This window comes from Paenibacillus sp. FSL H3-0333 (assembly GCF_038002805.1).
Taxonomy (GTDB): Bacteria; Bacillota; Bacilli; order Paenibacillales; family Paenibacillaceae; genus Paenibacillus_AQ; species Paenibacillus_AQ silagei.
The window spans coordinates 5,518,205-5,535,190 of the sequence record NZ_JBBODG010000001.1; the positions used below are offsets into that span (position 1 = coordinate 5,518,205).

3 protein-coding genes are annotated in these 16,986 nt (G+C 46.3%); all 3 read right to left on the reverse strand.

The annotated features are described in order from the left end of the window. Positions 1-3: 3 nt before the first annotated feature. The 3 genes from MHH78_RS24560 to MHH78_RS24570 are packed head-to-tail and all read right to left on the reverse strand — an operon-like array spanning position 4 to position 16,960. Positions 4-2,034, reverse strand: coding sequence for a condensation domain-containing protein (locus MHH78_RS24560; protein ID WP_341169129.1), 2,031 nt, complete (start codon positions 2,032-2,034; stop codon positions 4-6). 15 nt (positions 2,035-2,049) lie between these two features. After that, positions 2,050-12,294, reverse strand: a complete 10,245-nt coding sequence (locus MHH78_RS24565) for an amino acid adenylation domain-containing protein (protein ID WP_341169130.1) — start codon at positions 12,292-12,294, stop codon at positions 2,050-2,052. Between the two features lie 31 nt (positions 12,295-12,325). Further along, complete coding sequence (locus tag MHH78_RS24570; protein ID WP_341169131.1) at positions 12,326-16,960, reverse strand: amino acid adenylation domain-containing protein; 4,635 nt, start codon at positions 16,958-16,960, stop codon at positions 12,326-12,328. Positions 16,961-16,986: the final 26 nt, after the last annotated feature.

Sequence of the window (16,986 nt, forward strand, 5' to 3'; positions counted from 1 at the left end):
CATTCAGCCCGTTGACTGCAGTGCTGTATTGTAAATACTCATGACCAGTTCTGTGCCCATCGCCGTGTAATACTCTCTTAAATAAGGAACATGACCTTCTTCATCACCAAGACCGTCGTTATACTCACTAAGCTTATATTTCACAGCGATTTCGTCTCCATGAAGTACAGAAATATTCCCGTTTTTTGCACATTCCGCAGCTATTTTTTGCTCCGACTGTTGAATGAGCCGCTTTGTTTCATTCATCTGATTGACTTTATCCGATGCCGGACACAGATATAGGATGACCTTGGACTGATGCTTGTTCACAAAGCTGGAGGCACATTGGATGAACCGGTTCGCATTGTCCGTCAGCACGGCTGCAAGCCTGGCATCCTTAGCATCCATGCCTTGAATCCAGTCTTCCAAACGGAGTAACAGGATTCCTATGCCCTGACTGCTTCTGCTTAACATTCCCGTATCATCAATCAATTGCTGAAACATCTGGCTATACGGTGCGAATTGCAGCTTATAGTCGATCCGGAGCTTATCCAGCCAGAATTCCATCGGCTCTCCTACTGGTCCGGATTCGAAGGAGGAGACTACCGTCATCACTACTTTCTTACGCGATAGAGAGGAGACGAATTCCCCGATGGTCCGGTCAGGATTTTCGGTAATCAATTGGATTAATAGCTTGAAATCCTCAATCATCTGCAGAATGGTATCCTGCGCGAACAGATCCGTATTGTACTCGAACCCTGCAGATATTCCATTCTTCAGAATGGTTGCGTACAACGACAAATCGAATTGTGCCGTCTCTACCGATACTGGGAGTACTTCAACCTCAATTCCCGGAATACTAACACTCAGCATCGACTCCTCGGTCTGAACATACAGCACCTGGAACACTGGTGAATGCTGCATCTGACGTTCAATATCAAGGCCTGTGACCACTTGCTCAAACGGAATCTCCGCATGATTAAAGGCTTCCATGCAATGGCCTCTAACCTGGGTGAATAACTCTGCAAAGGTCATGCTGCCGGCTATTTCACTTTGGATAACTACCGTATTAATGAACAGGCCGATTAATTTCTCCAATTCAAGCTGGTTTCTGTTGGCAACCGGTGTTCCAATACAGAGCTTATTATCCAGACTGTAGCCATGCATCAGAAGGGTTAGCGCGGACATCATCATATGGTACATCGAGCCATTCATTTGCACACATCTGTCGCTCATTGCCTTCACTGCTTCTTTTTCAATGAAAAAGTATTCCGTCCTTCCCCGATAAGTCTGTGTGCTGCCCCTTCTATAATCGTAGGGTAAATGAATGGCCTTTGGTGCATCTTTAAGCTTGCCAATCCAATACTCCAGCTGATCATCCAGCTGGCCGCCTTCAATTCTTTTACGCTGCCATTCCGAATAATCAACATATTGTACCTGCAGCAATGAACGGGTAGCTTGTCCGTGAAGCCTGTCCCGATAGGCACTGGCAATTTCATTCATGATTACACCAAAGGACCAGCCGTCACAGATAATATGATGAAGGGAAAGGGTCAATACGATTTCTTCTTCAGACAATCTCAACACATAGAACCGCCACAAAGGGCCTACAGTCAAATCAAAGGGCCGTCTTGCAATTTCGCTGTTAACCTCCCGGATCTTTGCATCCCTCATCGCACCGTCGTATTCTTCCAAATGAATAATATCCAGCCGGAATCTTTCATACGGTTTGATAATCTGTGACGGTATATAATCTATGGTGTTGAACACTGTTCTAAGACTTTCATGCTTCTCAACGACTGCATTCAATACATCTTCCAGAATATCAAGCTTTATATCGCCTTTGAGCCGATAGGACTGCGGGACATTAAATACGCCTCCGTTCATGAACTGCTCCATAAACCATTGTCTTTGCTGTGAAAAGGACTGGCTGAACGCATTCGTGGTTCTGGCGACCCTCTCAATATCCCTTTTTTTGCTGTCTTTGGACTTCGTAATCAGTCCTGCGAGCTGTTCCCTTGATAAGGATTTGATTTTATCCTTCTTAGTCTCCATATAAGTACTCCTTACTTATCTTTTCAAAAGCTCCTTAAGGCGCTTCCTCTTTACCTTCATAGCTTCCTTCTCCGTCTCCATCACTTCACTTGCAGAAGCGACTTCGGCAAAGCTGTTCGTTGTCTCCTCCAGATATTCACAAAGACTGCGGATGGTTGGGTATTTGAACATATCCACCACCGTAATATTCGTATCAAAGCTCTCCTTGATCTTGTAATAGACCTGAACCACAAGCAGCGAATGACCGCCAATATCAAAGAAATTATCATTGACGCCAATGTTCCGGGCATTCAGGACGGCTTCCCATATTCGCTTGACCTTGGCTTCGTTGTCATTGGCTGCTTCTACAAATTCATTCCTTACGCTTCTTCTTAACCTTCCAGGCTCCGGAAGCATCTTCTTATTCAGCTTGCCATTTGGCAATAACGGCATCTCCGGCAAGACCATAAAGAATGATGGAATCATATAATCCTGCAACTGACTTCTGATATGTTCTCTGATGACAGGAATATACTGGTGGTTATCTTTCCACTCCAAAGGATTGGTGAAGTATACACTTGGGTCCTCATTGTAGCGGATGAAATTCGGCACTTCATAATCATAGGCACGGGTGTCCGCTCCATATTTATTCTTATGGAACAAGATCAGCTGATAATCTCCGCTCTCGCCATGGCCATTCCACAAAGCACGAAGCCGGTAATTCCCGCCATCCTGCACGAGCAAATCATATAAGCTTGGAGCATACAGTTGAAGCTCTCTAACGTCTTCACTCAGCTCACGGACAGTTGCAGCTTGCACCGCAGGGTCGTTCAGCAGCGACTCAAGCTTGTTCTCATGAACCAGCTTATCCATCAGGACATCTTGGATGACAATAACCTCATCCTGCCGCCCGGTGAGTATATCCTGGAGCCCCTGCTCTGATTGTATATTCCGCCAGCTGAGCTGAACGATATTCTCCAGTTGCTCCGCTTCTTTCGTCCGGATCACTACCTGATAGCGGAATTTACTCATCTCATTCTCGAACTTTGTTACTTTAGGCAGAATGGAGACATGATGAACCTGCTCCAGGGAATCCTTAAGGCTCAAGAAATATTTGGAGTCTACCAGCAGCTCATTCTCCGTTGTAATGGAATTCTTAATCCGGTCGTTTAATTCTTGCACGGTGGTTTCCGCAGGAGCCTTATACCATTCCACCGAAGTATGATAGCTTCTTAGCAGCGGCAGGGAGCGTACATCACCGATAAAGAGGGTTCCCTCTTTGTCCAGCATGCCTAAAAGAGTAGTAATCACCTCATTCAGATACTCTCCGCTCGGGAAGTACTGAATGACAGAGTTGATAATAATGGTGTCGAACGTCTCATTCTGCAGCTCGCCAAGCTCATCAGCCGATTTCTGATATAGTCTGACATTCATGGAGCTGTCCAAATTCCGTTCGATATAATCAAGGCCTATCCTCGATAGATCAATACCCACGTACTCTTCGCATAACGGGGCGATCTTGAACAGAATCATACCTGTACCGCAACCGACCTCCAGTACTCTCCGCGGCTTAAAGCTCTTAATCAGATCGACGGAATCGGCAAGCCACTCTGCCATTTCCGGGATCCCAAGCTTCTCCCCGGTGTAGCTGCTGTTCCAGCTGATTGTATTTAGACTGAAATCTTGAATCGTTTCCTCTTTGTTGTAGGCATTATCGAATATCGATTCCCACTGGGTGACCTGCTCCTTGCTCTCCTCCATGACGTCCTGTTCCCTATAATTCACATCACGGACAATGTAGGACACGATTCTTACATCATTTCCATCCTCTAAGTTGATGACTACGTTATCCTTAACGGAAGGATGCGACTGAATCACCTTTTCGATTTCCCCTAATTCAATGCGCAGTCCTCTTACTTTGACCTGATTGTCAGCGCGTCCTATAAAGTTGATGTTGCCGTCCGGCAGCAATTTGACAATGTCACCGGTCCGGTACATCCGTGCAGCCACATATTTACTGAACGGATTCGGAATGAATTTCTCGGCTGTCAGATCGTCACGTTTGTAGTACCCTCTGGCCAGATTCGCACCGGCAATGAATAGCTCTCCGCTCACATTGTAAGGAACGGGATTCATGTACTCGTCCAGTACATACAGCTGCACATTGGAAATGGGCTTGCCGATCGGCACAATCTCTTTATCCAGCTTCTCGCTGCAATCGTAGTAAGATACTTCAACGGAGGCCTCGGTAGGGCCATACAGGTTGTATAGACCTGCATCGAAGGTCTGGAAGAACTGTTCCTTTAACCGGTACGGCAATGCCTCCCCGCTGCAGAACACTTTTCTCAGACTGCTTCCTGCCTGCTTGGCTTCGGGATGCTCCAGGAACAGCTTCAGGATCGAAGGAACAAAATGAGAGATGGTAATCTGTTCATCCCTGATCAGCTGAGCGAGATACTCCACGTCTTTATGCCCTTCCGGCTTCGCTATAACCAGACAGGCACCTACCGTTAGCGCCCAAAAAATCTCGCTGCAGGATACATCGAAGCTGAAGGGCGTCTTCTGCACCTGCCGATCTCCCGGCTGCATCCCAAATTCTTTTTGGCCCCATACAATACGGTTTCGGATGCCGCTGTGAATATTAATCGTTCCCTTAGGCTTTCCTGTCGAACCTGAGGTATAAATCATGTACGCCGCGTGGGTACCTTCAACCTTTACTCCCGGATTACCGGTACTCATCGGCAGGAACAGTTCCTTGTCCCGCAAATCCACCTTCCGGATTCCCGCAAGCGCATCGGTCTCGTCCATGCAGGTCAGCACCAGCTTAACCTCAGAATCCTGAAGCATATAATCTACCCGGTCCCGGGGATAGGTTGGATCAATAGGGATATAGGCCGCGCCTGCTTTTAGAATCCCATAGACGGCTACCATCATTTCAATGGACCGGTCTGCGTACACACCAACGAAATCTTCATAGCCTATTCCCTGCGCAATCAGATAATGGGCGACTTGATTCACCCGCATATTAAATTCCAGATACGTAAGCGTGTCTCCCTGGAATTTCAGCGCCGGTGCATCCGGTCTTAAGAGCGCCTGTTCTTCAAATAATTCATGGATAAATAATTCTTTCTCCAATGGAACATCCGTTTTATTGTGCTCATAGAGGATTTCATTGATTTCTTCTTTATCCATGAAATTGAACTGCCTGATTTTTTGATAAGGATCTGCGCATAGGCTGTTGATGATGTTCTCCAGATGCCGCATCATCTTCCGTATGGTGCCTGTTTTATAGATATCCGTATTGTATTCACATAAGGTGTGCACTCCGTCTTCCAGCTCTCTCATAGAAATCCAGAAATCGAACATTGCTGATTTATTGTCTGTTTCCACTCGGGTAATCGCAAGATTCGGCAATTTGAAATCTGGCAGTGCTTCATTTTGAAGGGAGAACATCACTTGGAACAACGGGTTTCTGCTTAAATCGCGTTCCAGCTCCAATTCATCCACCAGCATCTCGAACGGCATATCCTGCGCATCATAGGACTCCAGCGCACTTGTCTTTACCCGTTCAATCAATTCCATGAAGGAAATATCGCCTGACAAATCATTGCGGAGCACCAGGGTGTTCACAAAGAATCCGATCGTATTCTCTGTTTCCATCCGCGTCCGGTTGGCAATCGGAGTTCCAATGGCGATATCCTCCTGTCCGGTATATCTCGCGAACAGGACATCGACCGCCGCCAGATAAATCATAAAGGGTGTAGCACCCGTAGCTTCTGCCAGTTCATTCACCCGGTCCATCATGCTCTTGCTATATACAAAGAAGTCCTTTTTCCCGTTAAAGGTTTGTACTTTCGGTCTGTCGTAATCCGACGGGATATCCAGGGTAGCAACATCCTTGAGCTTGTTCTTCCAATACAGGAACTGGTCTTCTTTAACCTTTCCGGTGAACCAGTCTCTCTGCCACTGGGTATAATCCGCATACTGCCATTCAATTTCGGGTAATTCGGCCGGCCTTTGATTCACTAAGGCATCATATAGCTCGACGAATTCATGTACAAAGACTCCCATAGACCAGCCGTCGGAAATAATATGATGCATGGTGAGGAAAATAACATGCTCATCCGCAGCAAATTTAAGCAGCTTACATCTGATCAACGGTCCGTTTTTGAAATCAAATTCCTGATGGACTTCTTCATCTGCCAGTTTGGTAATTACCTGCTCTCTTGCCTCTTCTTCCACATGCATTAGATTCTGCAAAGGAATCTCGATGGCATCCACATCATGCAGAACCTGCATAATTTGCCCTTCAATGTTGTCGAAGGTCGTTCTGAGTCCTTCATGGCGCTTGACGATTTCTGTAACTGCCTGCTGCAGGCAGGAGACATTTAACTCGCCTTTAAGCCTGATGCTCTCCAGAATATTGTAAAACGCGCTTTCTTCATCATATTGTTTTAAGAACCAAAGTCTTTGCTGGGCATAAGAAACCGGTATGCCCTGTTTCTTCTCTTCATCAGATAATTTGGGAAGGGGACCTTCTCCCTTGGAATCCGTAGCCGGGCGAACTCTCTCTTCTACAAGCTTAGCCAGCGCTCCAACGGTCGGATGATAGAATAGGTCATTGATGGAAAATTCGATCCCGTATTCCTTTTTAATTCTGGAGACGACCTGGGTTGCCTTTAAGGAATGTCCTCCAAGCTCAAAGAAGTTATCATTCATCCCTATTTTCCCGGCGGCTAATACTTCGGACCAAATGTTGCTTATGATTCTCTCAGCATCTGTAGACGCTTCTACATATTGCTCTGCTTGTTCCTCTTCGATCACTTCGCCATCCCTATTGACCGTGAGCATCTTCAGCGTGCTTACCGCGCCATAATCATCCAGGACCCTGGCGTTCTCAAGCTGGAGAAGCGCCTCTTGATCTTCCTGCCTGTAGACAGCAAGATATTCTTTGGCATACACCTTCTCATCGATTCTGTGGCTGATATGCACATTATTCTCGTCAATTCCTACATAGACCATGTCGTCACCAAGGTTCAGCAGGGCTTCAAAAAATAACAGGCCATCCTGCTCACTGATCACATGCTGCCCGATGGATTCACTGAGACTGTTAATGGATTGCAGGCTTCCCGCAGTCATTCCGATCTTATCCCACATCGTCCAAGAGATACATTTCACTGCATACCCTAACTGGCCAGCTGCATACTTACAGAACATTTCCAGGAAGCTGTTCCCTGCCGCATAGGCACTGAAGGTCGCACTTCCGAGCAGCGAGGTCACCGAAGAGAAAGTGATCAGCAGCGCATCTTTTCTGCTTTTCAAGAGTTCAAACAGATTTAGCACGCCATAGACCTTGGCATTGAATTCTTCGGCAAAAGTCTGCTGTCCGATTTCCGTAATCAGGTATGAATCCCGGTTGTCAAAATGCCGCTGGTAGCTTGAATTCCCGGCAAGATGTATAATTCCATCAATCTGAATTCCCTTCGATTGCTCATAATCTTCAACCGCCTGAATGATGGAATCCAGATCACACACATCCGCCTGCCGGTAACTGATGGAAGTTCCTAGTGCAACTAATTGGTTGTAATGCTGAACTCTGCTATCCTTATCCTCAAGAGTCCCCAGATCGCTTCTTCCCAGGATCAGAAGATTAGCCTGATAGTTTTCAATGAGCTGACTGCAAATTTTTGTGCCGATGCCCCCAAGTCCCCCGGTTACCACATAATGTCCGCCTTGTTTGAACTTTGTCTTGGGTTCTGCTTTCCGTAAAGGCACATTCCGGAGCTTCCATGTTAATCTCCTGCCGTCACGGTAACTGATTTCCTTCACTGCAGTCTCTCCGTGCATAATCTCAGCGCGTAATAAGCGGGCATCCTGCTTGATATCCCTTCCTTCCAATTCGATCAGCAGCGATCGTACACCCGTATTCTCCGTATCCAGAGTAGCCATGAAGCCGATTAATGCGGCATTATCATAACGGGTTTCCAGGCCGCCTGCATCCGGGAACACATTGCTGCTACCCACATACAGGCTTGTAGATGCGCACAGGTCATTGTTCGCCAATACCTGCAGTAAGTGGATTAGACTAGAGACACCCAGTTGGTTACTGCTTGAGATATCTGTATGTCCGCTAGTGTTTATTTGATAAGTGGGAAGATAGATCATATGATCGGCCGTCCACCCGATTTGCTTAAAATAGTCAAATAGCTCTTTGCAGCCCTCATAACGGGTATAATCACAGCCATAATGATTCCGGTCATATACCTGGAAGCGGTCCTCTTGCTTGACTGATATGACCCTGGTTTCATCCAGGCCCATACATTCTATGAATTCAGCCGCCAATCCGTGGCGGTCCTCAAACACCAGGATATTGACGCAGGGTAAGGTTCCCTCTTCAACCTTAAAGCTCAGCGGCTTCCATACTTTCTTGAATATCCATGGCTTTACGGTGTTCTTATTTCTGACGATTTCGAGTTTTTTCAGGACAGCATCGTATTTGCCGGCAAGCAGGGAATCTCTTAACAGAATCCGCTGAATTTTACCAATTCCTGTCTTTGGAATCTCTTTTTTAGCCAGAGGGATGATGTATTCAATAACAAGCCCGATTTTTGAAGTGATTACCTTTTGCATCTCTTTGATGATCCCTTTGAGCTTCACGGCATCCATGGATACCGGATGGAAGAAGATCGCTAATTCTTCCTCTTGTGAACCGCTTGCTTTGACTGATACCGCAGCTGTATAAGATACTTCAACCCCGTCAATCTCCTCAAGGATGGCCTCAATTTCCGAATTATTATAGTTGACACCATTGATGATAATGATGTCTTTGGCCCTGCCTGTAATGGTAAGTCCCCGGTCGGTTATAATCCCCAGATCCCCCGTATCGAACCAGCCGTCTGGCGTAAATGCTTCGGCGTTTGCTTTGGGGTTATTGTAATATCCAGGTGTAATGCACACCCCGGCCATCTGAAAGCGTCCCTCTGTATAGAGAGGCACTAATTCATTCTGAGCATCGACAATACGGATGCTGTTCCCTGGAAGAGGTCTGCCTACGCTTACACTGCTGTCCTCCTGCTTCACAACATCCTGACCGAAATCAGTGGAGTATATGGAACCCGCACAAGTCTCGGACATCCCGAAGCACGGCATCATTGCCGACTTATCCAGATGATACGGCTTAAGGATCTCATTAAACTTCAGGGCGGTCCGCGCCACTACCACTTCTCCGCCGTTGGTTATAAACCGCAGGGCAGACAGGTCAATATTCAGTGCTTTGATTCCACTCTCAAGGCTGTTAATCAAATTAAAGGCAAAGTTGGGTGCCCAGGTATTCGTAGCTCTGAAATCACTCATCAGCGTAAGCCACCGGAGCGGAGCTTCCAGAATATAATTAACAGGTGCCAGAATCTCCTGGCAATGCAGATAGATGTCTCTTACATTACACATAACAATTCCGCCTACATGGTCCATAGGCATCCAGTTAAAGGTTACTTCTTCTGGACCAAACCCGTTATTTTGGCAGGCGGCAATGGTGCGTCTCAGAATATTTCTGTGGGTCTGCATAACTCCTTTCGGCATTCCTGTGCTTCCCGAGGTAAGCAGCAGCAGCGCTACATCATCCGGCTTCACCTCGTAGGTGATTTTTATATCCCGGCTGTTCATCAATTGTTCAGCGGAATACACGGTGAACTCTTCTTCGCCGCCAAGAACTGCGGGAACACTGCGAATACTTGCAGCCAGCGCTTCATCCGTCACAATCACAGGCTGTTCAAGCATTTTCCAAGCATTCAACAGCTTGCGGATCACTGCATTATCTTCTTTATAAGAAGCAGCTACCGTGGCCGGAATCCCGATAAAGCCGCCTAACATACAAGCCCAGAACGTATTTACATAATTCCGGTTGTTATCCATCTGATAGATGACCTTATCCCCAGGCTGCAAGCCTCTTTCGATAAGACCGCAGCAGATAGCCTTGGCTTCACTGTAGACCTGCTTATAGTTAGCAAAGTCAATGCTGCCATCATAATTAACGAACCGGATTCCATAATCATCAGGAGCTTGATCGGCAGCCCGTTTGATGTAATACCCCAGATCAAAGACCGTATTCTCAGGAATGATCACGTCTTCTCCAACAATGAGGGATAGCTGTGTTTCAGCGCTGCTCTCTTCCTTGCGGGTCTCAGCCCCTTCAGCCTTGTCCATTTTGCCGGAGCTCTTCTTCTTAATAAAAGAATAATAATCGGCCAAATCGGAGATATGCACGTTATCCCGGCTGATTCTTGCGGCCTTGCGCACGAACTTCACAGGAGATTCACTCATAGCGCTCTGCTCATCCGGGATAACTAAATTACTCCAGCGCTGAATGAGGTTGTCATTAATAATTTCCAGTTCGAGCAGATCATTGATTTTGACAACGCCATCTCTGTAATAAGGAATGTGTGACACAGGAACGAGCTCTGCTGCTGCCAGACAATCCTTCTTATTGAAGTCAAGCAAGGTGCACAACCTGTCGGCGATTGCACTTCTTATGGCTCCAGTTCGTTCTTCATCGAATGCCGCTTGTTCCACTACAGCATCCGTCACCGGTTCTACATAATAGACAACAAGCTTGGATTCACCCTCCCTGTTATAACGGTGAAGCAGCTTCACATCATCTACTAATGATTCCGCTCTTAGGGCACGCTCCAGCGTAGGCAAATCACGCTTGATTCCGCCAATCACCATGCTGGTACTTAAGGTCTCATTAATCATTAACGTTCCATCTGCATAATAACGGCCCCTATACCCGGAAGCGGTCTGATCCGGCGTACATACACTGCCCTCGAATCCGTCCGGAAGCGGGTGCCCATAGGGATCAACAATCAGAACGCGCGGTATAGCGGAAGCCGAACTCTGAGGGATAGGCTGGTTATGCAGGTTCACAACGGCGGATACTGCCTTCCCTGCTTTGAAATCTGTATTCTGCTCCGAGGGAAGCAGTTGAATTGTGCGGATAGCTTCATTTATTTTAAGGACCATTTCATCCAAAATCGTTATGAAGCTCCTTTGAAATTCTTCAATGATCCTGTCGCTGAAATAAGCAGAATTATAAATCGTCTCCACAAGGATTCCGTGATCCGGCTTAACCACCCAGGCCAGCGGATAATTGATTTCTTCTCTTAATTGCAGCTCTGTGATTGAGAACTCTGTGATATCCTTATAAGCCTGCGCATTGGCATAATTCTCATATACAAAAATACTCTGGAATAATTCAGGCAGATTAAGGGCGCTGCTGATCTCAGCCAAAGATATATATTCATGGGGACTGCGGCTGATTTGATCCTGTGTGAGGTTCTCCAGGCACTCCAGCAAGGTAAGATTACCGTCTAACTGAACTCGGACCGGAATGGTATTGATAAAGATGCCTACGGTTTTATCGATACCTTTTAATTCCGCAGGTCTCCCCGATACAGTCGTCCCATAGACGACATCTTCTTTTCCACTGTATTTACTCAACAGGATGGCAAAGGCAAGATTATACAGTTGATAGGCGCTGAACCCGTTATTTTTAGTGATCTGCTCGATAGAATGATGTATTTCCTCCGAAAGCCGTAAGGAGAGCTTACGGGTCTCACCCTTCTGCTCTTCCACTGCAGGTTCAGTATACAGAGGCAAAGCTTCCTCAAAGCCCTTCAGCTTTTCTTTCCAGTACTGTCTGGAGACCCCGGCATCCTGTTTATGCAGCCAATGGATATAGTCCTTAAATGATGCGGATTTGTGCTTCGCCGGTGCTTCCCCTGTCTTGAACGCTGTATAATTCTCGAACATTTCCTCCAGCACCAGAGGCAGTGACCAGCCATCCATTATAATGTGGTGAAAGCTCCAGACAAAATAATAGCTGTCTTCTGTAATTTGAATTAGAGCAAACCTCATCAGCGGAGCCTTATCCAGTTCAAAGCCCATCATTCGGTCATTTTCAAGAAACATGCTATAATCATGCTCGATTTCTTCCCTCGGCAGATTGCTCCAGTCATACTGAATGTAGCTGCATTCGCATTGCTTCAGAACTACCTGAACAGGTTTTTTCACACCTTCCCAGACAAAGGCGGTTCTTAGCGCGGAATGATCGTTAATGACCTTCTGCCAGGCATCCCAAAAATATCCGAAATTAATCTGCCCGTGTAATTTGCACGAGAATTGCTCCAAATACATGCTGCTGCTTTCACTTTTCAAGCTGTGGAACAGCATGCCTTCCTGCATGGTGGATAATCCATAGATATCTGCAACATTCCTCTTGTTCATTTAATCTCCTCTTTCTTGTCCCTGAGTGACCTTAATTGAACTTTGCCAGGATGAAATCTAAATCTTCCATATCCACACCGTCAAAATCTGCAGCGGAAACTCCATCATCCTCAGATTCAATACAGTAGCTGATCATCCCCCTAAGCGTATCCGTGAAAGCATTTGCCTGCTGCACGATGTGCTCCCCGGAATGGATATTCGGGTTATATCCCCACTCGAAGGTTAAGCGGTCCTGCCGGATATACGCGTTGACTTCAAGCAGACTAACTCTTGTATTCTTCAATCCCCTAGGGTACAGCGGTTCGCCGGTAATCAGCCGGAAAGGTGCATGCTCCGAGGTTTTGTTATCCAAATGCCCCATGTAATTAAAAACAATATCAATAGCTTCACGGGGGCCATCACTAAGCAAGAACTCGAACTTACGCTTCTGCACGGCAGCTAATCTGTCTTTCACTTTTCTTAACGTAGCTCCAGTAGTTGAAATATCATCTGCGGAGAAGTACAAAGGATACAGGTTGGTAAACCAGCCTACCGTTCTTGACAGATCCACCTGACCGGCAAGCATATCTCTTCCGTGACTTTCCAGATATAAGGTATGGTCTGCGCCATCCCATTCATGCAGCATCGTTTCCAGGGCGGCAATCATGACCTCAATAGGCTGAATGCTGTAATGCTTAGGCACTTCAATCATTAGCTTGGCGGTATCTTCTTCCGATAAGGAGAACAGGCATTGCTCTGCTTCTCCTTCAAGATTGTCTATGCTGGAGCGGCCTCTTTTGGTTTTTCTTGAATGAGCCGCAATTTCTTTTGTCCACTCCTTTTTTTTGCTCACGGCTTCATGGCTGCCGGCGTATGCTTCTGCCGCGTTGCTCCAGCTTATGAAGGATGAGGTTTTCTGCGGAAGTCTAACTTCCCGCTTATCTGCTAAGGCCTGATAGCCATTCAATAGATCCTCGACGATGAACCTGAAGGACACCGCGTCGCATACCAGATGATGTGCTGTCAATACCAGTCTGCTGCTTGACAACGTATGGGATACAATAAGCAGCCCTTTAAATACTTCTCCCGCTTGCAAATTAAGAGATTTCTGAAAAGCCTCCAATTCCTGCTGCATCCGCTGTTCATAGTCATCATGAGCTGGAATCTCTACTGTCTTCAAGCGTTCACTGTAGGCAAAAGGCAGAATATCCGCATACCTTGGAGCCGTTCCGGGAAGTACACGGGTTCTTAACAAATCATGCTGCCGGCACACTTCATTGAGCGCTTCATTCAATCGCCCGGCATCTACAGTCTCCTTCAATTCAAAGCTTACAGACTGATTCCAATGGTTATTTTCCGGGAAATTATTGGTGAAGAACCACTGCTGGATAGGTGTCAACAGGTAAGTACCTGTAACCTCTCCCTGATCACAGCAGATTTGTTCAACTGCCTCAGCCTTTAAGGCAATTTGTTCAATACATTTATCATCGTAAAAAGACTTTAATTCGAGCTTAATTCCTGCCTCTGCCGCCTTAGCGATAACCTGCATGCTGATAATGGAGTCTCCGCCAATTTCGAAGAAATGATCGCGGATACTAACCCGCTGGACCCCTAAGAGCTCACACCAGATTCGTTCCAGCGTTCTTTCAATCTCTGTGGACGGTTCAACGAAATCGTTCTCCGCTTCCATAGGCTGGCCTAAGGACGCTAATCTGCTGATATCCGGCTTACCGTTCATATTAAGCGGAATGGCCTCAAGCGTATAAAATGCTGATGGAATCATATACGAAGGTAATCCATCGTTCAAAAAGCTTCTGATCTCTGTCAGAGTCACTGCTGCATCCACAACTAAATAAGCTGCCAGACAAAGATTGCTCTGGTGGTCACTCTCCGGGATAACAACCGCTTCAATCACCTTGTTATGAGAAGAAAGCTTACTCTCAATCTCTCCGATTTCGATCCGGTGTCCCCTGATCTTGACCTGATTATCTATTCTTCCGGTAAAAGCAATATTTCCGTCGTTCAGCCAGCTAGCATAATCCCCCGTCCGGTACAATTTACCGGGACCATAGGGATTATCAATAAATTTCTCCGCTGTCAGTTCCGGCCTGTTCAGATACCCCCGGGCAATACCTGCTCCTGCTATACATAATTCTCCGATAATTCCTTTTCCACATAAGGAAGTATAATTCATAATATAGATTTGCATATTGGCAATTGGCTTGCCAATCGGAATTCGATTCGGGATTTGAACAGTTCTTTCGTATTGCCAGTCTGATGCACAGACCGTAGTCTCGGTAGGTCCATACGCATTGAAATATTCAATCGGCTCTGCCAATTTTTCGACCAGATTGACGCTTGTTGCAGATCCCGCTGTGATCAACAGACGGATTCCGATAGGTCTATCCGCTATTACATTCCAGTATGGCGGAGGCAAGGTGGCAACGGTTACGTTATGCCTTTTTAGCTCCAGCTCCAGCAGATTCACATCCAGCGCTACTTCTTTGGTAATGATGCATAGTCTTGCACCCGTGAGAATTCCCATAATTATTTCCCAGACAGAGGCATCAAAAACAAGATTGGCAAATTGCAGGATCGTATCATCTGTGGTCACTTTGTATTTATTCCAAAAATAATCTCTCAGGTTAACAATGCCGCTGTGCTCTACCATCACGCCTTTGGGCTGACCTGTAGTTCCCGAGGTATAGATTACATAAGCAAGATTATCCGGATTACTGTGGTCCGCAAGATTGTCCGTGGACTCGGTCTCAATGCGCTTATCACCCATTGAAATCTGCTCAATACCTGCATAATCCTGATGGATGCCGGAAGTTATCATATACCGGACTTTGCTGTCTTCCAGAATGTACTCCATCCGTTCCCGGGGATAAGTCAAATCCACCGGCAAATAAGCTCCGCCAGCCTTGGTTACCCCCAGTATGGCAATGATGGCCTCAATGGATTTATCCAGCATAATGGCAACCAGACTCTCGCAGCCCACACCGGTTTTCCGCAGATGATGTGCCAGTTGATTGCTGCGGTTATTCAGTTCCTTATAGGTAATCCTCTCATTACCGCATACTACTGCTACTGCTTCTTCGCGGATTGCCGCCTGGGTCTCGAATAACTGCTTGATAGTCTGTGGCTTATAGTCCGTAACCTTTTCGTTAAAAGAGTAGAGGATCTCATCCTTTTCTTCTTCCGAGATCATTTCAATATTTGCAATGGCCTGATTGTCATATTCAGCAATGAATTGCAGAATATTCAGATAATAATCCTTAATCTTTTCAATCCGCTCCCGGGAGAATTTATCCGATTTATACTCAAACCAGGCGCTTAACCCATTCTTATCATCATTGACTTCCAGCGCCAGATCAACCTTGGCCGTTTTTAAATCCAGTTCTTCGAATTCTATGTAGAAATCCTTTGTTGTAATATCCTTTAACGCATGGGTCTCATAACTAAACACCACCTGATAGATCGGGGTAGACAGCAAATCTCTTTCTACCTTCAAGTCCTCTACTATGAAATCAAACGGCAAATCCTGATGCTTCAAGGCCTGCATCACCTGGGCATTCTCCGCCTGGATATAATCGAATAATTGTTGCTCCTCACCAATAGTACTGCGGATCGGCAGCATGTTCAGGAAGCACCCGATGATGCTCTGGCATTCCTCTTCATTTCTGCCGGTAACCGGGACCCCGACAATAATATCGTTTTGGTGTACGTACTTATGCAGCATGATTTTGAGTGCGCTCATTAACAATACAAACAGTGTAACCCCGTGTTTTTTCGCAGCAGCCTCCAGTTTTATTCTCAGCTCCTTGCGGATTGAAAAAGCTACCCGTTCGCCATGATAGGTAAGCCCATGACCGGCCGTGTAATCCGTTGGAAGCATACAGCTCATGCTGCTGCCCGACAATTGTTCCCTCCAGAACTTAAGCTGATGGTCGAACTCGCCTTTGGCAATCCGGTCATTCATGTGGATAACATAATCATAATATTGCACAGCGGGTTCCTCTACAGGTGCCATGCTTGCTCCTGCATAGACTTCATACAGTTGAAGCAATTCTCTAATAAAAATGCCGCTTGAATAGCCGTCCGATACAATATGATGCCAAACAATTTGTCCAATCCATTCGGTCTCACTAAGCTTGTAACAGATCAGGCGAATAAGCTTGCCCTCAGCTAGCCGGAACGGCTGTATTCCTTCCGTGTACATCCTTTGCCTGATATCGTCAGGCGATATTTCCATCCCTGCCTGCGAGCAATCATAACTTTTGAAGACCGGCTCTTCGGTATCTTCGCTGAGCTCAACCTCAAGCTGTCCTTGTCCTCCCTTGAATTTGGAACGCAGCACCTCCTGCTGCTTAACCACCGTTCTGAAGGCCTTGTGCAAAAGCTCCACTTGAAGCATGCCATGGAATGTCACATAACCCGAAACATTATACGTAACCGAATCATTGAAGAGTTGTTCGACATACCATATTTTCTTTTGCATATGGTTGGAAGGCAACACGGTCAACTCCGGTGCTCTCCTAATGACCCTATGCAGCCCTTTGTCTTGCAGGATGATCTGTCTTTTCTTTTTTCTTTGTTCCTCCAAGAGACTCTCCAGCAGCAGCCTCTTGGCGTCCGATAAGGCATTCACTCTGTTTTTCACACTTCCGCTTTCGTTGTTATGCATCTCTCCACACCTCTATCTGTCCATTT

Coding starts and splice junctions, on each gene's coding strand:
- MHH78_RS24560 (WP_341169129.1), bottom strand. CDS start 2,034: ATGGAGACTAAGAAGGATAAAATCAAATCCTTATCAAGGGAACAGCTC.
- MHH78_RS24565 (WP_341169130.1), bottom strand. CDS start 12,294: ATGAACAAGAGGAATGTTGCAGATATCTATGGATTATCCACCATGCAG.
- MHH78_RS24570 (WP_341169131.1), bottom strand. CDS start 16,960: ATGCATAACAACGAAAGCGGAAGTGTGAAAAACAGAGTGAATGCCTTA.